Source organism: Nocardia sp. bgisy134, assembly GCF_965341865.1.
Classification (GTDB): domain Bacteria; phylum Actinomycetota; class Actinomycetes; order Mycobacteriales; family Mycobacteriaceae; genus Nocardia.
Map to the genome: position 1 here is coordinate 62,114 of NZ_CBDQZP010000004.1, position 21,606 is coordinate 83,719.

Annotated in this window: 16 protein-coding genes; 12 read left to right on the forward strand and 4 right to left on the reverse strand. The window is 67.3% G+C overall.

The window, feature by feature from the left end:
* Nucleotide 1: 1 nt before the first annotated feature.
* Nucleotides 2-1,645: an AMP-binding protein gene (locus tag ACRWNM_RS09200; protein ID WP_431965530.1), complete on the reverse strand. Its 1,644-nt coding sequence runs from the start codon at nt 1,643-1,645 to the stop codon at nt 2-4.
* A 226-nt stretch (nt 1,646-1,871) separates the two neighbouring features.
* On the opposite strand from ACRWNM_RS09200, the gene ACRWNM_RS09205 reads away from it, so the two are divergent.
* Together ACRWNM_RS09205 and ACRWNM_RS09210 are read left to right on the forward strand one after the other, a co-directional pair.
* Nucleotides 1,872-3,182 carry a condensation domain-containing protein gene (locus tag ACRWNM_RS09205; RefSeq protein WP_431965532.1) on the forward strand — a complete coding sequence of 437 codons (1,311 nt, stop codon included), beginning with the start codon at nt 1,872-1,874 and terminating at the stop codon, nt 3,180-3,182.
* The gene (locus ACRWNM_RS09210) at nt 3,179-4,435 is read left to right on the forward strand and encodes an aspartate aminotransferase family protein (protein WP_431965534.1); all 1,257 of its coding nucleotides are present in this window, start codon (nt 3,179-3,181) and stop codon (nt 4,433-4,435) included. The genes ACRWNM_RS09205 and ACRWNM_RS09210 overlap by 4 nt, the downstream gene beginning before the upstream one ends.
* Before the next feature lie 14 nt (nt 4,436-4,449).
* On the opposite strand, the gene ACRWNM_RS09215 is transcribed toward ACRWNM_RS09210, so the two are convergent.
* Nucleotides 4,450-4,716 (reverse strand): acyl carrier protein, encoded by a 267-nt coding sequence (locus ACRWNM_RS09215; RefSeq protein ID WP_431965536.1) that lies wholly within the window; start codon nt 4,714-4,716, stop codon nt 4,450-4,452.
* 71 nt (nt 4,717-4,787) lie between these two features.
* On the opposite strand from ACRWNM_RS09215, the gene ACRWNM_RS09220 reads away from it, so the two are divergent.
* The 8 genes from ACRWNM_RS09220 to ACRWNM_RS09255 all read left to right on the forward strand — a co-directional run bounded on the left by ACRWNM_RS09220 (nt 4,788) and on the right by ACRWNM_RS09255 (nt 16,151).
* The gene (locus ACRWNM_RS09220) at nt 4,788-6,383 is read left to right on the forward strand and encodes a GMC family oxidoreductase (protein ID WP_431965538.1); all 1,596 of its coding nucleotides are present in this window, start codon (nt 4,788-4,790) and stop codon (nt 6,381-6,383) included.
* 170 nt (nt 6,384-6,553) lie between these two features.
* A complete protein-coding gene (locus tag ACRWNM_RS09225) occupies nt 6,554-7,615 on the forward strand; it encodes an LLM class flavin-dependent oxidoreductase (protein WP_431965540.1) in 1,062 nt (353 codons plus the stop codon).
* A 25-nt stretch (nt 7,616-7,640) separates the two neighbouring features.
* Nucleotides 7,641-9,377, forward strand: a complete 1,737-nt coding sequence (locus ACRWNM_RS09230) for a thiamine pyrophosphate-binding protein (RefSeq protein ID WP_431965542.1) — start codon at nt 7,641-7,643, stop codon at nt 9,375-9,377.
* Nucleotides 9,374-10,270 carry a phytanoyl-CoA dioxygenase family protein gene (locus ACRWNM_RS09235; protein ID WP_431965544.1) on the forward strand — a complete coding sequence of 299 codons (897 nt, stop codon included), beginning with the start codon at nt 9,374-9,376 and terminating at the stop codon, nt 10,268-10,270. The genes ACRWNM_RS09230 and ACRWNM_RS09235 overlap by 4 nt, the downstream gene beginning before the upstream one ends.
* Nucleotides 10,267-13,602 carry a non-ribosomal peptide synthetase gene (locus tag ACRWNM_RS09240; protein ID WP_431965546.1) on the forward strand — a complete coding sequence of 1,112 codons (3,336 nt, stop codon included), beginning with the start codon at nt 10,267-10,269 and terminating at the stop codon, nt 13,600-13,602. Before ACRWNM_RS09235 ends, ACRWNM_RS09240 begins: the two co-directional genes overlap by 4 nt.
* Nucleotides 13,599-15,038, forward strand: a complete 1,440-nt coding sequence (locus ACRWNM_RS09245) for a condensation domain-containing protein (RefSeq protein WP_431965548.1) — start codon at nt 13,599-13,601, stop codon at nt 15,036-15,038. The genes ACRWNM_RS09240 and ACRWNM_RS09245 overlap by 4 nt, the downstream gene beginning before the upstream one ends.
* Nucleotides 15,035-15,907, forward strand: a complete 873-nt coding sequence (locus ACRWNM_RS09250) for a phytanoyl-CoA dioxygenase family protein (RefSeq protein WP_431965551.1) — start codon at nt 15,035-15,037, stop codon at nt 15,905-15,907. The genes ACRWNM_RS09245 and ACRWNM_RS09250 overlap by 4 nt, the downstream gene beginning before the upstream one ends.
* Nucleotides 15,900-16,151 (forward strand): phosphopantetheine-binding protein, encoded by a 252-nt coding sequence (locus ACRWNM_RS09255; protein ID WP_431965553.1) that lies wholly within the window; start codon nt 15,900-15,902, stop codon nt 16,149-16,151. Before ACRWNM_RS09250 ends, ACRWNM_RS09255 begins: the two co-directional genes overlap by 8 nt.
* Before the next feature lie 75 nt (nt 16,152-16,226).
* Here the strand turns inward: ACRWNM_RS09255 and ACRWNM_RS09260 are convergent, their stop codons facing one another.
* Together ACRWNM_RS09260 and ACRWNM_RS09265 are read right to left on the reverse strand one after the other, a co-directional pair.
* Nucleotides 16,227-16,913: an SGNH/GDSL hydrolase family protein gene (locus ACRWNM_RS09260; protein WP_431965555.1), complete on the reverse strand. Its 687-nt coding sequence runs from the start codon at nt 16,911-16,913 to the stop codon at nt 16,227-16,229.
* Nucleotides 16,914-16,923: 10 nt separating this feature from the next.
* The gene (locus tag ACRWNM_RS09265) at nt 16,924-18,384 is read right to left on the reverse strand and encodes a GMC oxidoreductase (protein WP_431965557.1); all 1,461 of its coding nucleotides are present in this window, start codon (nt 18,382-18,384) and stop codon (nt 16,924-16,926) included.
* Between the two features lie 68 nt (nt 18,385-18,452).
* Between ACRWNM_RS09265 and ACRWNM_RS09270 the strand changes: the two genes are divergently transcribed.
* Both ACRWNM_RS09270 and ACRWNM_RS09275 read left to right on the forward strand, forming a co-directional pair.
* Nucleotides 18,453-20,060, forward strand: coding sequence for a condensation domain-containing protein (locus ACRWNM_RS09270; RefSeq protein ID WP_431965559.1), 1,608 nt, complete (start codon nt 18,453-18,455; stop codon nt 20,058-20,060).
* Nucleotides 20,057-21,562, forward strand: coding sequence for an amino acid adenylation domain-containing protein (locus ACRWNM_RS09275; protein WP_431965561.1), 1,506 nt, complete (start codon nt 20,057-20,059; stop codon nt 21,560-21,562). The genes ACRWNM_RS09270 and ACRWNM_RS09275 overlap by 4 nt, the downstream gene beginning before the upstream one ends.
* The last annotated feature ends 44 nt before the right edge of the window (nt 21,563-21,606 follow it).

Consider the following 21,606-nt stretch of genomic DNA (forward strand, 5'->3'; position numbering starts at 1 on the left):
GTCAGTGCACGGCGTCGTCGGCCAGTTCGTAGGTGTCGTAGTCGCCTTGATGTAGCCGAGTCCACATGATGCGCCGGCGGGGTTTGCCGCTGGTGGTGCGTTCGATGGTGCCGCGTTTGGCGCGGAAGACGCGGACGAGGGCGTCCGTGCCGACGCTGCGGCGCACGATGTGGCGGACTTGGCGGGGGTCGATGTGGCGGTCTTCGATGACGACGCCGATCTCGACCCCGTGCTGGCCGTGTCCGGTGAGTGCGACGACGCGGTTGCCGTCGAGGGCGCACCCGGCGGCGACGGCGGTTTCGATGTCTTCGGCGAAGACGGTGACGGCGCGGACTTTGACCGAGTCTCCGACGCGGCCGATGGGGTAGAGCTGGCCGTGCACGAGTGCGGCGACGTCGCCGGTTGCGAGGGCACCGGATGTAGAGTGTCGCAGGGGAATTCGTCCGGCCGCGGTTTGGTATCCGGTGGCGACGCCGGGCCCGCCGACGTTCACTTCCCCGGTGCGGGTGCGCCGGGCAGGGGTGTCGATGTCGACGGTTACCTCGGTGAGGGGGTGCCCGCAGCCGACGAGCCAGCGACTGGTGTCATCGAGGTGGGCGGACATGAGGTTCACGGGCGTGGTGAGTTCGTTTGTGCCGTACGGGGTTTCGATCAGCTGCACGGGCTCGCCGGGTCGGACGCCGGTGACGGCAAGGGTGGCTTCGGCGAGCCCGTACGCGGGGCACAGGGTGGTGTCATCGAATCCGTGCGGGCCGAGGAGCTCGACCAGGGCGCGCAGGACGGTCGCGTCGATTCGTTCGGCGCCGATGATGAGGCTGCGCCAGCCGCGGAAGTCCAGGCCGGTGAGATCGTGGGGGTGAACCTTCGACAGCAGGTGGGACAGTGCGAAGTTCGGGGCTGCGGTGATGGTGGCGTGGTCACGGCCGAAGCGGGCGAGCCAGCGCAGGGGATGCTGGATGAACTGGAGCGGGGTCATGGCCTGAATGGTGAGGCCGTGGGTGACGGGTGCGAGGAGGCAGCCGATGAGGCCCATGTCGTGGTAGGGCGGGAGCCAGGTAGCGACGCGGTCGTTGTCGGTGGCGCCGAGCCAGGTGGCGATGGCGTGGATGTTGGCTTCGAGGTTGGCGACGGTGACCCGGACGCCTTTGGGCGTGCCGCTGCTGCCGGAGGTGAATTGCAGCAACCCGATACCGTCGGGTTGGCAGCCGGGGAGTGATCGGTGTGGTGCGGCGGTCGCGGTCGGGTCGATGATCGCCGCGCCTTCGATGGTGGCGACCGCGGGGTCCAGCAGGGGTGCCAGTTGTGGTGTGGTGGAGACGAGTACGGGCCGGGCGGCCTGTAGCAGTGGCGTGATCTTGGTGCGGTAGGTGGTGTCGCTCTGCATGGGCAGCAGCGGGGGTAGCGGGTTGGGTGTGGCGCCCGCCAGGAGCGTGCCGAAGAAGTCGATGAGGAAGGCGTCGGCGGCCGGTTGCACGATCGACACCACGTCGCCGGGGCGGATCCCGGCGGCGAGGTAGCGGTGGGCTGCGGCGTGGACGTGTTCGCGGAGCGTACTGTAGGGCCGCTCGTCCCAGTCGTCGCGTCGGGCGACGTGTATTCCGGTGGCGGTGTTGGGCTCGTCGAGCCAGGTCAGGATTCGTCTCATAGCGGCCGCCCCCTTGGTGTGGCGCCGTGTGCACGCGCCGATGTCGATGTCGGGTTTGTCGTCGGTTCTCGGCGTGCCCGATTGTATCGGCCGATGTCGTCTGCGGCCATGCTGGTTGTGCGCGAAATGAACTGCGCTCCAGAGCAACTCGTAGACTCTTGGGTAGACTCGGTGCCGTTCCGCGAGCGTCGTCCTCCGGCAGTGGGACGGCGGGGAGGAGGCCCTGATGGCTGTCGAACGGTCGGGCGTCGCGTCGGCTGGGCAACGGTTGATCTGGTTGCTCGAGCGATACGGTGGCGACGGGGGAGCGCTACACGTGTGTGGCGCGTACCGGTTGCGTGGGGTCGTCGAGGTGGGCGCGCTGGTCGCCGCGGCGGGGGCGGTGGTGGATCGTCACGAGGGGCTGCGCAGCACGTTCGCGCGATCGGGTCATGAGTTGACCCAGTTCGTGCACGCGGCCGCGGATCGACCCGACGATGTTGTGCGGGTGGTCGATGTCGCGGCCGGGGATCTCGCGGGTGCGGTCGAGGAAGAGTACAGGCGGCGGTTCGACCTGGCCGCTCAGTGGCCGGTGCGTTTTCGGTTGTTTCGGCTGTCGGAGGCCGAGTCGGTGCTGGTGCTCTATGTGCATCACATCGTCACCGACGGCTGGTCGATGGCGGTGATCGCCGATGATCTGAAGTCGTTCTACGACTTGCGGACCGGTCGCAGCGAGGAGGTGGCGGAGGCGCCGGTGTGGCATCCGATCGATGTCGCCGAGTGGCAGCGCCGGCGTATCGAGGACGGCGCGCTCGCGGTGAAGACGGCACGCTGGCGTGAAGTGCTCGGTGTCGGGCAGCCGGTGAGTGTGCCTGCGGTGCTGGAGGATCCCGCGCCGGCGGGTAGCGGGGAGCGTGGAGTGTTGCGCTATGAGATGCCTGCCTCGTTCGCCGGGGTGCTGCGCGAGATCGCGCGTCAGGAGCGTTCGACGTTCTTCGCCGTGCTGCTGGGGGCGTTCGCCGGATATCTGGGGCGCTGCGCGGGGGAGGATCGGGTGCTGTTGCCAGCGGTGTTCGCCGACCGGTCCAACCGGAGGGTACGCCGCACCGTGGGGTTCCTGATCAATCTGTTGCTCGTGCCGATCGAGGTGGCCGACAGGGATTTCGGTGAGCTGGTGCGGCATGCGCGCACGGTGGTGTTCGACGCGATCGCCAATCAGGAGGTGCCGTATCACACCGTACCGATGCCGCCCGGTGTGCGCGGGGGTCGCCAGCAGCCGGAGGTGTTGTTCGAGTACGGTTCCATCGATGTCGAGTACATGAACGTGCCCGGGCGTACCGTGCAGTTGAGCGGTGTCGAGGTCGAGCCGTACGAGGAGGTCGCGTTCACGGCGACACCGTTCGCGGTGGAATTCCATTTCGGTGACGTGGCCGACGGGTTGCACGTCAAATGCCTGTACCGGATCGAGCGCACGAGCGCAGCGGCGCTGACACGGTTCCTGGACGGGTTCGTCGCCTATGTGGGCGCAGCGGCATCCGACTACACGGTGGCGTCGTGACGACCGGCGGTGCGGCCGAGAAGGCAGACGTGGCGGCGGAGGCGGTGTTCGACGGGCATCGCCGTCATGTCAGCGACGGTATGGGCCGGCTGCTGCGGATGATCAAGGCGCCCGTCGAGATTTCCAGTGCCGGCTGTCATATCACCGATGCCCAGGGTGTGCGGTATCTGTCGTGTGGCGGTAACGGGGTGTTTCTGTTGGGGCATTGTCATCCACGGGTCGTGCACGCGGTGACCGAGCAGCTGCGGACGCGGCCGCTGGCGTCGCATCTGCTGGCCGATCCCACGATGGTGGCCGCCGCGAGCGCGCTGGCCGCGGTCACCCCGGGCGGGCTCGACCACCTCACCTTCACCAATTCCGGGGCCGAAGCGGTGGAGATGGCGCTCAAGCTGGCCAAGGTGTCGGGTCGGCATCGGATTATCGCCATGGACAACGGTTTTCACGGCAAGACGTTGGGGGCGCTGTCGGTCACCGGACGTGATCGGTACCGCGACGCGGTGGGTGCGCTGCTGCCGGGCGTCGTGCATGTGCCGTTCGGTGACATCGCTGCGGTCACGGCGGCGCTGGCACAGGGGGAACCGGCGGCGGTGATCGTCGAACCGGTGCAAGCCGAAGGGGGCGTGCGGATTCCGCCGGACGGGTATCTGGCGGCGGTGCGCGCGGCGTGCGATCGGCACGAGGGTTTGTTGATCGTGGACGAGATTCAGACCGGGCTGGGCCGGGTGGGCAGTCTGTGGGGGTGTGCGGCCACAGGTGTCACGCCCGACGTCCTGTTGTGCGGCAAGATCCTCGGCGGCGGTGTGGTGCCGGTCGGCGCGGTCGCGGCCACCGCTCAGGTGCACGCGCCGCTGGATCGAGATCCGTTCCTGCACACCTCGACCTTCGGCGGGAATCCCGTGGCGGCCGTGGCGGTGATGAGTGCGCTGTCGGTGCTCGAGGACGAGGATCTCGTCGCGCGCAGCCGGGTGGTGGGTGCTCGCTTGCTGCCCGAGATCGATGCGGCGATGCGGGCGGGGTGCCCGGATCTGGTGCGGGAGGTGCGTGGCGTGGGTTTACTGATCGGGATCGAGTTCAGCGGGCAACGGGCGGCGATGGCGATGACCCGGGCGCTGCTTCGGCATCGAGTGGTGGTGTCGCACACGCTCAACGCGAGCGAGGTGGTGCGATTGACGCCGCCGGCGATACTGGCCGAATCCGATATCGAGTGGCTGCTCACCGCGGTGCGGGCAGCCGCGAGTGAGCTGCGCGGGTGAGCATGCGCCGCGGATCAGGCGGCCGAGTTCTCCACTGCGGCACGGACATAGGCTTCGACGTCGTCGACCGTACGGATGTCCTGTGCGTCAGCTTCGTTCATCGGTGGCAGGCCGAGCTCGTCTTCGATGGCGACAGCGAGCTCGAGCAGGGCCAGGGAGTGGAAGCCGAGCTCGTCGACCAGATCCGCCTGCCCGATCGGACCGTCGATCTGCCCGGGGGCGAGTCTGCGGATGATCCGATGGACGGTGTCGTGGATCGGATCCTTCGTGGGTTCGGTCATGCCACCCGACGATACGGGACGACGACGCGGCCGGTCCATGGACCGGCAGCACCGCATGGATGGAACAGGTTATGCACCAACGTGATTCGTTCGACTATGTGATCGTTGGTGGCGGCACCGCGGGATGCGTGCTGGCACACCGGCTGAGCGCGGACGCATCGGTGTCGGTGCTGCTGCTCGAGGCGGGCGATGCGGTGATCGCGCCCGAATCGCGGATGCCCGCGGCGTTCACGTCGTTGTTCAACACGCCGTTGGACTGGCAGTACCACACCAGCGCCCAACGCCACCTGGACCGGCGGCGGTTGTTCTGGCCGCGGATGCGGGGTCTTGGTGGCTGTTCGGCGATGAATGCGATGATCTACATTCGCGGCAACCGCGCCGACTACGACCGCTGGTATGCCGAGTTCGGCGCCGAGGGCTGGGACTACGCCTCGGTGCTGCCGTATTTCCTTCGCGCGGAAACCAATCTGTCGCGCCGTGACCGGTTCCACGGGACCGACGGCCCGCAGTACGTCGAGGATCGCCGCTACACCCACGACCTGAGCCTGGCGTGGGTGGAGGCGGCGGTCGAGGCCGGGCTGGTTCGCAACGACGACTTCAACGGCACCGACCAGCTCGGGGCGGGGTTGTATCAAGTGACGTGCCGGGAGGGGCGGCGCTGGTCGGTCGCCGACGGCTACCTCGCCGCGGCCGCCGATCGGCCGAATCTGCGGATCCGCACCGGTGTGCTCGCCAGTTCCGTTGTCCTGCTGCGGTCACGAGCGGTCGGTGTGCGCTACCTGTGTGAGGGGAGGGAGCACATGGTGCGGGCAGACTCGGAGGTGATCGTGGCGTGTGGGGCGATCGGGTCGCCGCAGCTGTTGATGCTGTCGGGGATCGGCGCGCCTGAGCAGCTGCGCGCGGCCGGGATCGAGGTCGCGGTGGCGTTGCCGGGTGTGGGCGCCAATCTGCACGATCATCCGATCACGCCGCTGGTGTGGCGGTCCACCGGGACCACCGATCTTCGGCTGGATCTGGCCACGCCGCGCAATGTGCTGCGCTGGCATGCCGGCGGCACCGGGCCGCTGGCTTCCAACATCGCTGAAGCCGGCGCCTTCCTGAACACGGCGAATTCCGCCGGACCGCCCGATATTCAGGTCCATGTGACGCCAACGGCATTCTTCGACAACGGGTTACGTCCACATGAGGCGCCGATGGTGACCGCCGGGGTTACGCTGGTGGAGGTACATAGCCGGGGGCGGTTGTCGTTGCGCAGCGCCGATCCGCGCGCGCATCCGACGCTGCAACCGGACTATTTCGCCGATCCGCGAGACCTGTCGGCGATGCTCGCTGGATGCCGCCGGGCCCTCGACATCGCCGGGCATCCGAGCTTCGCACGTTATCTGCACAGCCCTTACCTGCCCGGAACCGACGCGCCGGGGGAGGAGGCGGGGCTGGCCGCGCATGTGCGGGCCTGGACGCAGACTCTCTACCATCCCGTCGGCACATGCGCGATGGGTCGCGGGCCCGATGCGGTGGTCGATGCGAGCCTGCGGGTGTATGGGGTTCGAGCGCTACGGGTCGTCGATGCGTCGGTCATGCCCTCGATCGTGCGCGGCAACACGAGCGCACCAGTGATCATGATCGCCGAACGCGCCGCGGATCTGATCCGTACTGCGAGAACATGAGTTTCCGTATCCTGTTGCGCGGATTGCTATCTGGATACTGTTCTACGTAATTGCATTGTGCCAGAAGGTGATTGGTCAACTCAGCGGTTCATCGCCGGTGGTGTGTGTGGTAGCGTGGCCTGCGGTGACGCCCGGACGGCGCGCCACGTCGATACGACGGGGGACAAGTCGTGCATGTCGGCTACGAGGCTGCTTTCCAACACCGCTCCGACCTTCCGGACGGCGAATTCATCGAACGTGAGCTCGAATTCTGCGTGCGAGCGGAGGATTCGGGATTCGACTCGGTGTGGCTGACCGAGCACCACTTCAGTAACTACGGGCTGGTCCCGGACCCGTTGCAGATGTTGACCTACATTGGAAGTCGCACTCGCACAATTCAATTGGGCACCGCTGTGCTGGTGCTGCCGTGGCACGACCCGGTGCGGCTCACCGAGCAGGTGATCCTGGCCGATCATCTCAGCGGCGGACGGCTGGTCCTGGGCCTGGGGCGAGGTCTCGGGCAGGACGAGTACGAGGGCCTGCGGGTGCCAATGGAGCAATCGCGCGCCCGGTTCAACGAGTACGCGCAGATTCTGCTGCACGGCCTCGAGACCGGGATCGTGGAGGGCGGACCGACGGTGCGTCAGCCGCGCCGGGAGTTGCGGCCGCGTCCGCGCGGCTCGTTCGGTGGCCGGGTGTTCTCGGCTACGGTGTCCCCGCAGTCGGGTCCGCTGATGGCGCGGCTCGGGCTCGGTGCGATGTACATAATCGTCAAGCCACTCGAGCTGATTCAGCTCGATCACGAACGCTACTGCGATGCTTGGCAGGAGGCGCACGGGCAGGGCAGCGAGCCGCCGCAGCCGCTGTTGTCGGCGACCGTCGTCGTCGACGAGGACGAGGATCGCGCTCTCGAGCTGGCCGCGAAATACGATCGCGCCGCGCATGCGGTGGCCGTCGACCACTACGGCATGGCGAAGCCGGAATTCGGGACAGTCAAGGGGTACGAGTACTACCGGGTCATGCGCGCCAGCACCGCCGGACCCGCTGCGGGCAGTACACCCGCGACCGTCGTCTACGGCACCCCCGACCAGGTGTTGGAGAAGCTGGCCGATTACAAGAAGCGCCTTGATCTGCAAGGGGTGCTTGCGATCTTCCACGGCATCCCGGAGGAGGAGGGCGCGCGGAGCCTGGACTGCTTCGTGCGCCACTGCCTGCCCGAACTGCAATCGTGGCCAGCGCGATCGTCGTTCTGAGATCCGAAGGCGGGGACCACCACCCATGATCAGTACCTCTGCGCTGACCGGGGAACAGACCGTCAGCGATCACGTCGCACAGTGGCTGTGCGATCACGACATCGACCACCTGTACACGCTGCCGGGCGGCATGATCGCGGCGCTGCTGGATGCGGTGCATCGCAGCGGCCGCACCCGCATCGTCACCCTGCACCACGAACAGGCGGTGGCCTTCGCCGCCGATGGTGAGGCCCGCTACAACGGCACCCCCGCGGTCGCGTTGGCGACCGCGGGGCCGGGCGCCACCAATATGCTCACCGCGGTGGCATCGGCCTACCTCGATTCGGTGCCCGTGCTCTTCCTGGTGGGGCAGGTGCAGAGTTATCTGCTCAAGGGCGCTCGGCCGGTGCGGCAGTATGGGTTTCAGGAATGTGACATCGTCGCCATGGCCGAACCGGTCACCAAGGCATCGTGGCGGGCCAAGACCGCCGAGGAGATCCCGGCGCTGCTGGACGGGGCCCACGCGCTGGCCGTCGAGGGCAGGCCCGGGCCGGTGTTGATCGAGTTGCCCGCGGATCTGCAGACCCAGCCGGTGTCTCGGCAGGCGCGGTTCGACCGTATCGCCGAGGCGGCGGGTGAGCCGTTCGCCGACGCGGACGCGGTCGCTGGCCTGCTGGATGCGTTCACCGCCGCCGAGCGTCCACTCGTGTTGCTGGGCGGCGGTATTCACGCCGCCCGAGCGGTGCGGGCGTGCCGGGAGTTGCTGCGCGTGCTGGGCGCTCCGGTGGCGGCATCGATCACCGCGCTCGACGTGCTGCCTGCCGGTGACCCGCTACGGCTGGGCATGATCGGCATGTACGGCAATCGGTGGGTCAATACCGCGGTCGGTGACGCCGATTTCCTGCTGGTACTGGGCAGCAAACTCGATTTCGGCACCCTCGGCGCCGATGTCGGTGCGATCACCAGGGCCCAGACGGTGTTCCAGGTCGACCGTGATGCCGGGGAGATGCAGCGGGTGCGCACAGCGCGCACTATCGTGGCGGATCTGGGTGAATTCCTGGACGTGGCGGTGTTCCTCGCCCGTCAGCGCGCCTTCCCGGGCCGCGCGGAGTGGATCGGCCGCATCGACGCCCTCCGCCGCAGGTACCCCGACACCGAGGAATTGGCTGGCTGCGCGGGGATCAATCCGAATGTTCTCGTGCGGCAGCTATCGTCGGTGTCGGCGGAGGCCGGGGCGTTCGTGGTCGACGAGGGCCAGCACCTGTGGTGGACGTGTCAGTCGATCCAGCCCCGCGCCGGTCAACGGTTCTTGCCGGCGCTGGGGTTGGGACCGTGCGGGTGGGCGTTCCCCGCCGCGATCGGCGTGGCCTGCACCACGGGTCGCCCGGTGGTGCTGATCGCCGGTGACGGCGCGTTCCAGTTCAACATTCAGGAACTGCAGACCGTGGTGCGGTACCGGCTGCCGGTCAAGATCGTGGTGGTCGACAACGGCTGTCACGGATCGGTGCGTCAACTGCAGGAGCAGGCCTTCGCGGGCCGCTACCCGTCCACCGTCGAGGGGTACGACGCACCGGATTTCGCGCGCGTCGCCGCCGCCTACGGGATGGCGGCGCGCACGATCGGCGAGCCGGGTGAGGTGGAGTCCGCGCTGGCGTGGCTGTGGGGCGAGGACGGACCGCGACTGCTGCATGTGCGCATCGCCCAAGAGCTCAACGTGTATCCGAACGTGCCCTTCGGCGCGCCGATCACCGTCATGGAATCCCGGCCACAGGAGGACAGATGACCTCGAAGGTCACCGGCGCGGTGGACGACACCACCCAGGACCTGCCGGCCGCGTCCGATATCGCGTTCTACGCCGAGCACGGCTGGTGGGTCTCGCCGGTGATCATCCCCGAGGAGGTGCTCGATACCGCGGTGATGGGCGCCGAACGCCATTACGTCGGGGAACGTGATCATCCGCTGCTGATCACCGGCGGGTACCTGGACTGGCGACCGGAGCAGGGAAATGTGCTGCGGCTCAACGATTATGTGTCGTTGCAGAACGACGACATCCGGGCGCTGGTGGAGTTCACGCCGATCGCGGCGATCGCGGCGCAACTGGCGCGCACGCCGAGTGTGCGGCTGTTCCACGATCAGCTGATCTGCAAACCGGCGGGCTTGGACCCGGCCGAGTCGGCGGTCGGCTGGCACACCGATATCGCCTACTGGCAGACCTGTTCATCGCGAGACATGCTCACCGCGTGGATTCCGTTCCAGGACTGCGACGCCGAGATCGGCGCGTTGTCGTTCCTCGACCGCAGTCACCGCCGTCTGGATACCGAGTGGATGCGCACGTTCGGTGAACAGGACCGCGACAAGCTGGAGGATTCGCTCAGCGAGGTGGGGGTGTCGCTCGAGCGAATCCGGCTGCAGCTCAGACGCGGTCAGGTCAGCTTCCATCACTGCCGCACCATCCACGGCTCCGAACCCAACCGCAGCGACCGAGACCGGCTCGCACTGGCGGTGCACTTCCAGGATGCGACGAATCAGTTTGTGCCGCACGTAGATTCGTCGGGGAGAAGGACCGTCCATGTCAACGACCTGCTCTGCCGCAAGGACGCGACCGGTGATCCCGATTACGCCGACCCCGATGTCTGCCCGATCCTGTGGCCCGATGGAAAGGCACAGCGCCCGTGACGAAAACGATCTCGGATACCTTCCACAACGACCTGCCCTGGTGGACGAATCGTTTCGCCATCCGCTACCCGGAGTCGGGTCTGCCGTTGTTCAAGCGCCGCTCCGGGGTGTACCGGCGCAAGAGTCAACGCATCCAAGCGGCGGTGCCGGAGCCGCTCGCGGGACTGTTCGATGATCCGGCGACCCGGCTGGAGCTGCTGCTGACCGCCGTCGCCGGGGTGCTCTACCGCTACCACGGCACCGACGAACCCCGGCCCATCGTCGTCGGCGTCCACACCGGCGCACGCGATGCCGTGATTCCGGTCCTGGTGCAGGTGCATCCGCGCATGTCCTTCGCCGAGCTGCGCGCGGCGTTGCGCGACTCGGTCGAGCAGAGCGCCGCGCGACCGGACTGGTCGGCGAGCGCGCTGTTGGAAGCGCTCGGCATGAGCGAGGTCACCAACCGAAATCCCTTGTACCCCGTGCTGATTTGCACCGGGCCCGATGCGGGCGATGACGAACGCAACGACGTCACCGTCCACGCCGGGACCGGGTTGCCGGTCGAGTTGGAGTACAACGCCAATGTCGTGGACAGTGCCACCGTCGAACGTTTCGGCCGCCATCTGGCTGTGTTCACGGCCGACGGACTCAGCCATTCCGACTGGTGCATCGACACCCTCGACTACCTGACCGCGGACGAACGTGCCGTGATCGTCGAGCAGTGGTCGGGGGGACCTGTCGGGCAAGCCGACCCGCGGTGCGCGCATCACCTGGTGGAGGAGGCCGTCGAGAAGTTCGCGGACGCACCCGCACTGATCTTCGGTGCGTTGACATTGACATATCGGCAGGTGAACGAGCGGGCGAACCGTCTCGCGCATCATCTGCGCGGACTCGGTGTCGAGGTCGGCACGAGGGTGGGGTTGTGTGTGCCGGCCACGCACGACATGCTCATCGCGACACTGGGAATCCTCAAGGCCGGTGCCGCAGTGGTGCCGATCGTGCCGACCTTCCCCGAAGCACGTAACCGGGTGGTCGTCGAGGATTCCGCGATGACGGTCGCGGTCACCGAATCCACACTGACCGGCCTGTTCGACGGGGACGCGATCGCGCTGGTGTGCTTGGACACCGACACCGAGGTCATCGACCGCGCACCCGCCACCACCCCTGCCGTGGAGGTGCGGCCCTCGGACGTGATCTATCTGAACTTCACTTCCGGCTCGACCGGCCGCCCCAAGGGGGTGGCGCTGCGGCATCGGACGCTGGTGAACCTGGTGTTGTGGCAGCGCGCGCGGGGGATCGATCCGGCGGGGCGGGTGACATTGCAGCGCACCTCGATCGGGTTCGACGTGTCGTTCCAGGAGATCTTCGCGACCTGGGCATTCGGTGGCTGTCTGCTGGTGGCGTCCGACGAGATGCGCGACGACGTGTCCGTGCTACCGGAGGTGATCGAACATTACGCGGTGACGCGGGTGTTCCTGCCGGCGGTCGCGCTCGATCAGATGGCGGTGGCAGCGAACCTGACCCAGCGGTCATTGGCCTGCCTGGACGAGGTGATCGTGGCGGGGGAGCAGTTGCAGATCTCCATGCCGATCCGCCGGTTGTTCCACCGGCTCGACTGCCGCCTCGACAATCAGTACGGGCCCACCGAAACCCATGTCGCCACAGGCCATCTGCTCGAGGGACCCAGCACGCGGTGGCCGGAGTTGCCGCCGATCGGCACACCGATCGCCAACGCCCGCATCTACATCCTGGACGCGCACGCGCATCCGGTCGCGGCGGGGGCGCCGGGGGAGATCCATATCGGTGGTCTCGCTCCCGCGCAGGGCTACCTCGACGAAGACCAGAGCGCGCGCAGTTTCCTGCCCGACCCGTTTCTCGGGGACGGCACTGTCATGTACAAGTCCGGTGACATGGCACGGTTTCTGCCCGACGGCACGATCGAGTTCCTGGGCCGCCGTGACGATCAGGTGAAGATCCGCGGGTATCGAATCGAGCTGGCCGATATCGAGACCTACCTGCTGCGCATCCCCGGCATCCGGCGCGCGGCAGTGACGGTACACGAGTACGAGGGCCTGGGCAGGCAGTTGTCGGCGTATCTGATCGGTGAGGAAGACCATCCGGATCCGGCGCGGGTGCGGGAGTTGCTGCTGGAAGAGCTTCCCGGGCATATGGTTCCGGCGACCTCGGGAATCGTGTTCACCACCGGACTACCCACCACCGCGACCGGCAAGGTCGATCGGCGTGCGCTGGCCGCGCCGCCGCGCGAATCGACCAGAGGTGGTCTGCTGCAAGGTGATACGCAGGAGAACGTCGCCAAGGTGTGGGCGGCGGCGCTGGGCATGGAATCGGTCGGCCCGGACGACAACTTCATCGAACTGGGTGGACACTCCCGAGTCGGGATCCAGGTGGTGGCCCAGCTCAACGAGCTCTATTCGGTCGCGCTGCCGTTGCGGACGCTGCTGCGCGGCACCACCGTCGCCGCGCTCGCCGCCGATATCGACGCGCTGCGTGGTATCACCCCGGCGGCCAGTGTGGTGACCAGCGAGGCCGCCGCGGAGCAGGACCATTCGGCGACACCGATCGAGTTGCCGAACGGTCGCACGGTGATGGCGCTGCAACCGGCCGAAACCCTGTACCTGTATCTGGATGTGTCGCAGCGGCGCACCTACGACCGCGGCGGGATCCGCTATCCCGACTCGGGGCGCGTGTTCGACGTCGGTGCGCACATCGGCCTGTTCACCCTGCATGCGCTGGAGCAGTCGCCGGGGCTCGAGGTGTTCGCGTTCGAGCCGTGTCCGCCGCTGTTCGATGTGTTGCGCGCGAACACGAAAGGGCTTGCGGGTGTGCGGTTGTTCCCGTTCGGGCTCGCGAGCCGGGCGGGCACGGGTGAACTGACCTTCTACCCGAACCTCACAGGCATGTCGTCGTTGCATCCGGATCCGGGTCAGGAGCGGGCGCTGCTGTCGGGCATCCTCCGCAATCTCGGTGAGCTGGAGAACGATCCGGGCAACGCACTGCTTGCCGAATCGGCCGAATACCTCGACGAACGCGTCCGTGCCACCACCTACCCCTGCGAGCTGCGCACGCTGGGGCAGGTGATCGCCGACACGGGCACCGAGCACATCGCTCTGCTGAAGATCGACGTGCAGAAGGCCGAACTGGATGTGCTGCACGGGCTGGGGCCCGAGCACTGGCCCAAGATCGAGCAGGTCGTCGTCGAAATCCACGACCTCGACGGACAGGTAGATCGGGCACGTGATCTGTTGTCCGGCAACGGTTTCCAGGTGAGCGTGCAACAGGATGCGCTGCACGCCGGGACACCGGTGCACTTCCTCTACGCCGTGCGGTCATGACAGCGCAACCGCAGGATGCGGCGTTGACGGTCATCCAGGAGCAGCTGTGGCACCTGGATGCGCGGGTCGACGCCGCCGCACTCAACCTGAGCTACGCGCTGCTGATCGAAGGACCACTGAACGCGGTGGCGCTGCGAGACGCGTTAACCGATGTGATTGCCGCACAGTCGAGTCTGCGCACCATGTATCCCGAACGAGGCGGCGTTCCGGTCGTGGTCGTGTGCGATGCGGCACCATTCGAGCTGACGGTCGTGCCGGTGGCGGATTTGGCCGAGGCCGCGGATCTGATGTGGCGCGAACGCGAGTCGAGCTTCGATCTCGCGCGCGCGATCCCGATACGGGTGATGCTGCTCGCACTCGACACGTACACGCATGTGCTGCTGGTGACGCTGCATCACATCGCCGCGGACGGCTGGTCGATGCAGCTGCTCAGCGTCGCGCTGTCGAAGGCGTATCGGTGCCGACTGTCGGGTACGGCATCTGACCTCGGGCGCGATGTCGCCGATTGCCTGGCAGTGGCTGCGGCCCAGCAGGACTGGCTGCACAGTGACGCCGCGACCGCCGAACGCGACTGGTGGATAGAGCATCTCGCGGACACGACACCCCGCTGGGCGAGCACCCCGGTGGATCACCGCCCGGCCATGAACCTGGTGCGGTGCGTGCGCACGATTCCGAAGCCGGTGGTCGCCGAGCTGCGCAGCCTGGCACGCAGCGGCAATGTGTCGATGTATGCGCTGTTGCTGACAGCATTCGGGGTGGTGCTGGGGCAGCGCTCCCCCGGGCAGCTGCGGCCGGTGATCGGCACGTTGGCGGCCAATCGCCCATCGCTGGCCGCGTCGCAGGCGCTGGGCGCGCATTACAACGGGCTGCTGCTCGACGTCGACCTGACCGGTGACCCGTCGCTGGCCGAGTGCCTGTTCCGCACCGCGAGCAGGACGGTGAGCGCGCTCGACCATCAGCGGTTGCCGTTCGCGCGCGTGCTGGCCGGGCTGCGCCACGAGCTGGGGTGGAAGACCGGTATCCCGCATGCGACGTTCCTGATGGACCGCTACCCCATGGAGTCGCTGGCCCTGGCCGGATGCACGGTGACCGGAATGTACCTCGAGCACGACCGCCGTATCCCGGCAGCGACCGCGTCGGATCTGACCTTCTTCGTGCGAGAGACGCGAGATCACCTGACGGTGACCGGTTTCGGTGTCCCGGACCTGCTCGGCGCCGCTGAGTTGGCGGAATTCACCAGCGCCTATCTGGGGACGCTGACGGCGCTGTGTGAGTCCGCGGAGACGCCGATCGCGGAGCTGGAGTCATGGATCGAGGAGGCAGATCCGCCCGGCGACCATGCACCGCCGCGCCCACCGGCACTGCACACGATCATCGATATCAGCCCCGCCGACGCCTTGAGTCCCATGGGGCATCCCTCAGGAGTGATGACATGACGATGCCAGCAGACGACCGCCTGGCGCTGCTTCCATCCGAGGCCGACATCGCCCACTACGAGGAACACGGTTGGTGGATCTCACCGAAGCTGCTGTCGGCCGAGGAGATCGATGAGGCCTGGTTCGGCGCCGAACGCTACTACAGCGGCGAACGCGACGCGGTCCTGCCGTTCGAAGCCGGCACCGACTGGACCGAACAGCGCGGAAACATATTGCGGCAGAACGACTACGTCTCGCTGCAGATCGAACAGCTATGGACCCTGGTGCATCACCCGATGATCGCGGCCACTGCGGCCCGCTTGGCTCGCACCCCCTCGGTGCGCTTGTTCCACGACCAGCTCATCAACAAACCTCCGCAGGTGAGCCACGAAGTCTCCACTGTCGGCTGGCACACCGACATCGCCTATTGGAAGACCTGCTCGTCGCGCGAGATGATCTCGGCATGGATCCCGTTCCAGACGGTCACCGCCGATATGGGCCCGATGACAGTGATCGACCGCAGCCACCGCTGGCACCGAAACGATCGTCTGGAGTTCTTCCACGAGTGGGACCTCGACGCCATTACCGCGCGAATCGCCAGTGACGGTGCGGAATTGGTGCCTGTCCGCCTGCTCATGGAACTCGGCCAGGTCAGCTTCCATCATTGCCGCACCATCCATGGCAGCCTGCCCAACTCCTCCGACCGGCCGCGCGCGGCATTGGCCCTGCACATGCAGGACGCCACCAACCGGTACGTGCCGACCGTCGACGACCACGGCAACCGACAGTCACACCTGAACGACTTCCTGTGCCGGACAGACGAATCCGGCAACCCTGACTACACGGATCCCGATGTGTGTCCCGTGCTGTGGGAGGAGCCCCATGAGTGAGACAACCCTCGACGACGACATCAGAACCGTGCTGGCCGAATTCTGGCTGGAACTGCTCGAACTCGCCGAGATCGCCGACACGGACCGCTTCCTCGAACTGGGCGGCAACTCGCTGAAGGCCACCATGCTGGCCAACCGCATCGAACTCACGTGGGGTTTCCGCCCATCGATGGAGGTGGTCTTCGCCAGCTCCTTCGATGAGCTGGTCGAGTTCTGCGCGGTCGAACGCGGCCGCGAGCTGTAGCGGTGTCCCGGGTTTCGCATTTTCCGCGGATCCGCCACCATGGTGCGACGGTGAGAGCCTTCTTCGTAGGCCGGGTTATCCCTGGGATCGGGGGATGGCGGTAGCGAGAGTCTTGATGATCTCGGTCGCGACGACGGCATGGCCGGCCATGGTGTAGTGGATGTTGTCGCTGCTGACGAGGTTGGTGCGCTGGCGGATGGGGTGGCCGTCGAGGTCGAGCAGGATGGCGTCGTAGCGGTCGGCGATGCGGCGGATGATGTCGTTGAAGGTTTGCAGGCGCACACGGAAGGGTTGCAGCTGAGGGTCTTTGATGTCGTCATCGAGGGTGGAGGTGAGGGTGCGGGCGCCGGTGCCGGTGATGGCGGAGAAGAGGCGGTCGAGGTTGTCCTCGGTGGCGGCGTAGTCGGGGCGGGCGACCCATAGGTCGTTGCCGCCGCAGCCGATCAGGGCCAGGTCGGGCTCGAATGTGAGGACAGGTTCGAGTTGGTGGTCGAGCACCTGGCGGCTGGTGGCGCCCATTTTGCCGGTGTTGAGGTAGGCGACCTCGCCGACTGCGGTGTGCAGGGCGGCCATCAGCCGGTCGGGCCAGGCGATGGTGCGGTAGCCGGGATAGGGTTCGCCGACCCCTTCGGCGGTGCTGTCACCGACGATCGCGACTCGCCGCCAGGGCGCGTCGCGCAGCAGGTCGGCGGCGGTTTCGTCGGCGATGCAGAGTGGGTCGGTCTGCTCGGTGAGTTCGTTGGCGCTGGATGTGGCCCCCATGGTTGCGACGTTACTGGGCGTGTGTGCCGTGCGCAATGGCCTGTGCGGTGCGTACGGCGAGAGCGCACGCGGTGAGAGTCGGGTTGGCGGCGGTGGCGACGGGAATCAGTCCGGTCCCGGCCACGTAGAGGTTGTCGGCGCCCCAGACCCGCCCGAAAGAATCTGTGACGCCGTCGGTTTCGGTGATGGACATGCGGGTGGTGCCCATGAGGTGCATGGAGGCGCCGGGGCTGGTCAGTTGTGGGGGACTGGTGGGCACGGTCGTGCCGAGAAGTGCCGCGGTGGCGCGCAGGTCGTCGAGAGCGGCGCGGTGACGAGCGCGGTCGTCGTGGGTGAGGGTGTAGTCGAAGGTCGGTTGGGGCAGGCCGGTGGAATCGGTTGCGGCGCTGTCGAAGACGATTCGGTTGTCAAATCGCGGCTCGCTGCTGGTGTACCAGTACAGGGACAGGATGAGGCGATCGTCGATGCGGCCCTCCAGCATCGGCGAGTCGTGGCCGTCGGAGACGACGAGGCGGTGGAAGGGATGGTCGTGGTCGACGGGCACTTCCACGCACGCGCCGAACCCGTCTTCGCGCATGTCCGGGTCGAGGACGACCTGCGCGAAGGCGAGGGGGTGGTCCGTGAGATAGCGTCCGAGGGCCGAATCCGGGTCGCGCATGCCCGAGGCCCACAGCAGGGCGGGGGTGCGGATCGCGCCGGCCGCGACGACGAAGATGTCAGCTTCCAGGGTGGAGACCACCCCGGTGCGCGAATCGAGAAGCTGTGCCCCGCGCACGCGGCCGCCGCGCAGGTCCAGGCGGCGTACGGTGGCATGCCGCACGGTGATCGGTGCGTGGTCGATGATGTCGGCGGGGCCGGTCCAGTGGATTCGGCCGTCGACGGCGCTGGCGGCGATCGGGGCGTGGCGAGCGGCGGGAAATCTGTTGTCGCGCAGGGTGTTCAGGACGAATTCGTGCCGGCGTGAACCGGTGGCGAGATCGGCGCCGACGGCGAGGAGTTCTTCTGCGCAGGTGTAGAGGAGTTCCCATTCGCGCATGTCGATGCCGTGCCATTGTTCCAGGCACGGGTCGGGCCGGGGGGCGAAGCAGTTCCACAGGATCCCCATGCCGCCGAAGGCGCTCGTGGTGCGAGCGGCAGTCATGTTGCGGTCGCGGCGTTGGACCGTGTTGATGCCGTTGCCGTCGGGCATGACCGGTGGCGACGCGGCCTCGACCGATCGTGCGGGCGGGAAGGAAACCGGCCGCAACAGCGTGCGCACCAGGTCTGCGCGCAGCGCGGTGTCGGTGCGGCACATGTCCAGGTTGCGCACATGCGTGGCGGGTGTAGCCGAGATCGGGGTTCCGGCGTCGACGACCAGGACATCGAGGCCGACATCGTGCAAAGTCCTGGCGGCAACGGCTCCGGCGAGCCCGTGTCCGATGACGACGGCCTCGGCAAATCGTGATGAGGCACAAGACATTTCAGTTCGCATTCGCCTATAGTGGCGGAGAAGACGGTGCCGGGGGTGAAGTCCCTCGACCGACGACCGGGGGTCGACGCGTGTTCGAGCCAGTGTCCTTTGGCCAGCAACGACTGTGGATTCTGCACCAGCTGCACGGTGACAGCTGTGAATACCACATTCCGGAGGCGTATCGCCTACGGGGCGAACTCGACGTTGCCGCACTGCGTGTCGCGTTGCAGGCGCTGGTCGAGCGGCATCCGAGTCTGCGGACCCGTTTCGAGCTCGTGGACGGCGTCCCGATGCAGCAGGTCGTAGCGGTGCAAGAGGTCGAGTTGCCGGTCGATGATCTCAGTGCGCTGTCCGCCGCGGATGTCGACAAGCGGCTCCAGGCCGCGTTACGCGACGAATGGGAGCAGCCGTTCGATCTCACCGGTGGGTTGCTGCTGCGCGCGCGGTTGCTGCGGCTGGGCGAGCGCGACCACGTTGCGCTCCTCACCGTCCACCACATCGCCTCCGACGGCTGGTCGCAGGCGATCCTGTGGCGTGAACTCGCGGCGTTCTACAGTGCGGCACGCGTCGCGATCGCCGCCGATCTGCCGCCGATTCCCGTGCGCTACAGCGACTTCGCGCGCACCCAGCATCACAGTGTGCCCACAGCGGGACTCGCCTATTGGACCCAGCGGTTGCAGGGTGTCCCCGACGGGATCGCCCTTCCGCTGGATCGGCCCCGGCACAACGGCCAAGCCCCCACGGCCGGTGTGCTCCGCACCGTGGTGGACGCGGCGACACTTGCCGGGTTGCGGCGCGTGGGCGGGGCACACGGGGCGACGCTGTATATGAGTCTGCTGGGTGTGTTCGGGATTCTGTTGTCGCGCTACAGTTCCGAACACGACATCGTCGTCGGTTCTCCCGTCGCGGGGCGTACGCGCGCCGAGTGGGAGCCGGTCGTCGGGTTCTTCGTGAACACGCTGGCGCTGCGGCTGACGGTAGATCCGGCGGCGACGTGCGGAGAGTATCTGGGCCAGGTTCGAGACACCACGCTCGAGGCGTACCGGCATCAGGATGTCCCCTTCGACCGGGTGGTCGAGGCTGTCGCGCCGAGCAGGCGCTTGGATCGCAACCCGCTGTTTCAGGTGCTGTTCGCTCATCAGGGGGTGTCGCCGCCACCGATGCCGACCGGGCTCGACGCCGTGGCGGTCGAAGGACTCGACAACCGCGCGCGGTTCGACCTGGAACTGCATGCCCGGGAAGGCCACGACGACCTGGTGCTGTACTGGGTCTACGACGCAGGTTTGTTCGATCGGCCGCGCATCACACAGATGGCGGTCGATTTCGCTACCATGCTCGGTGATTTCGTCGCCGACGAGCGCACGGTCCTCGGCGCGCTCGCCCTGCGCGAGAGCACCGTCTCGGCACCGCTCCCCGACGCGAACACGGCCAGCGGTGGTGTCACCGCAACGGTCACCGCCCCGGCTGGTACGCCTGCCGACAGCGCGACCATCGAGCGAGTGCGGCTGCTGTTCGCCGAGGTGCTCGGGCTCGACGAGGTGGGCGTGCAGGACAACTTCTTCGCCTCGGGCGGGCACTCGCTGATGGCGATCCGTTTGATCTCGCGGATCTACGACACGTTCGGTGTAGAGATCGGTTTGGCCGATGTGTTCGAAGCGCCGACGGTCGAGGAACTCGCGCTCAGGGTCGTGCCGTGACCTCGCTGTGGCGGCTGTTCACCGCGACAGCGCGACAGTTCCACCGCCGCACCGCATTACGGGACAGCGACCGCGGCTACACCTACGCCGAGCTGGCCGACGCCTGCGGGCGACTGGCCGCGGTGCTGCGGGCACGCGGTATCGGTAATTCAGAGCCGGTGCTGGTCTGCGCTGACCGCGGCGCCGACGCGGTGGTGGCGACTCTGGCGATCGTCGCCGCGGGAGCCACGCCGACGCCTGTCGAACCCGGCAGTCCAGCAACCAGATTGGCCATCATCGCCCGCACCTGCGGTGCGAGACATGCGGTGGTCGACGACGCCGGTGCCGCCGCGATGTCTACCGGAGATGTCGCGCTTACCCACGTGGGCGAGCGAGCACCCGATCCGAGCCGCGAGGAGTCCACAGCGCCGTCACGGCTTGCGTATGTGCTGTTCACTTCGGGCTCGACCGGGGTGCCCAAGGGGGTGGAGGTGACCCAGCGCGGCCTGCTGGCGCTGCTTTCGGGTGCGGCGCAGTGGGACTCGTCTGGGCCGGCCGACGTCTGGGCCGGGTTTCACTCCTTCAGCTTCGACGTCTCGATGTGGGAGATGTGGCGGTCGCTGACTGTCGGGGCGGAACTGGTGGTCTTGCCACGGCGTGCGCAGGTCGACGCTGGCCACGCCTGGTCACTGCTCGACCGGTACGAGATCAGTGTGCTGTGCCAGACCCCGACCGCCGTGCGGATGCTGGGCAACCAGGTGGAAGCCCGCGGGATACCGCCGCGGCTGCGACGGATGCTGATCGCTGGAGAAAGACTCGATTTCGGGTCACTGCGTCCGTTCGCGGCAGCCGTGGCCACCGGCGGGCTCGAGATCTGGAACCTCTACGGCCCCACCGAGGCGACGGTGTATTCGGCCGGTCATCGGGTCACCGCGCACGACCTCGACCACGAGCGCCGCTCTGTGATCGGTCGTGCGCTGCCGCACGTCCGTCTGCGGGTACCCGAACGTGCCGACGACGGAATCGGTGAACTATGGATCAGCGGTGCCGGACTGGCCGCCGGTTACTGCGGGGATCCGGCGCTGACCCAGGACCGGTTCGTCGGCGCGGACACCGCCGAGCGCAGCTACCGCACCGGTGATCTGGTGCGCGACATCGGCGGTGGAGCCTACGAGTTCGTCGCGCGCCGTGGCGGTTTCCTCAAGGTGCGCGGCTATCGGGTGGAGCCGGGTGAGATCGTGCACGCCGTCTGTGCGCATCCTGCGGTGTCGCAGGCCGCGGTCGCGGTCAGCGACGTGCTCGGGTTCGGCGACACGATCGTCTGCACGGTGGTGCTCCGTACCGGCTGCTCGGTGACGGATCTTCAGCTGCGTCGCCACATCGCGCAGCTGCTACCGGATTACATGCGGCCCGGCAGGATCGTGTTCGCCGAACGCTTGCCGCAGTTGCCGAGCGGAAAGCTGGACCAGCGAGCGTTACAGATGCTCATCGACGACCGTCTGCGCAACCAGGTGCACAGCTAGCTGACTGGAGGTTGTGGTGATCGAGTCGAAGACTGCGTGTGAGC

Bases quoted from the DNA above. Each gene is read 5' to 3' on its own strand.
- ACRWNM_RS09250 (WP_431965551.1), top strand. From the start codon at position 15,035: ATGACGATGCCAGCAGACGACCGCCTGGCGCTGCTTCCATCCGAGGCC.
- ACRWNM_RS09215 (WP_431965536.1), bottom strand. From the start codon at position 4,716: ATGACCGAACCCACGAAGGATCCGATCCACGACACCGTCCATCGGATC.
- ACRWNM_RS09255 (WP_431965553.1), top strand. From the start codon at position 15,900: ATGAGTGAGACAACCCTCGACGACGACATCAGAACCGTGCTGGCCGAA.
- ACRWNM_RS09235 (WP_431965544.1), top strand. From the start codon at position 9,374: ATGACCTCGAAGGTCACCGGCGCGGTGGACGACACCACCCAGGACCTG.
- ACRWNM_RS09230 (WP_431965542.1), top strand. From the start codon at position 7,641: ATGATCAGTACCTCTGCGCTGACCGGGGAACAGACCGTCAGCGATCAC.
- ACRWNM_RS09200 (WP_431965530.1), bottom strand. From the start codon at position 1,645: ATGAGACGAATCCTGACCTGGCTCGACGAGCCCAACACCGCCACCGGA.
- ACRWNM_RS09245 (WP_431965548.1), top strand. From the start codon at position 13,599: ATGACAGCGCAACCGCAGGATGCGGCGTTGACGGTCATCCAGGAGCAG.
- ACRWNM_RS09220 (WP_431965538.1), top strand. From the start codon at position 4,788: ATGCACCAACGTGATTCGTTCGACTATGTGATCGTTGGTGGCGGCACC.
- ACRWNM_RS09205 (WP_431965532.1), top strand. From the start codon at position 1,872: ATGGCTGTCGAACGGTCGGGCGTCGCGTCGGCTGGGCAACGGTTGATC.
- ACRWNM_RS09260 (WP_431965555.1), bottom strand. From the start codon at position 16,913: ATGGGGGCCACATCCAGCGCCAACGAACTCACCGAGCAGACCGACCCA.
- ACRWNM_RS09265 (WP_431965557.1), bottom strand. From the start codon at position 18,384: ATGCGAACTGAAATGTCTTGTGCCTCATCACGATTTGCCGAGGCCGTC.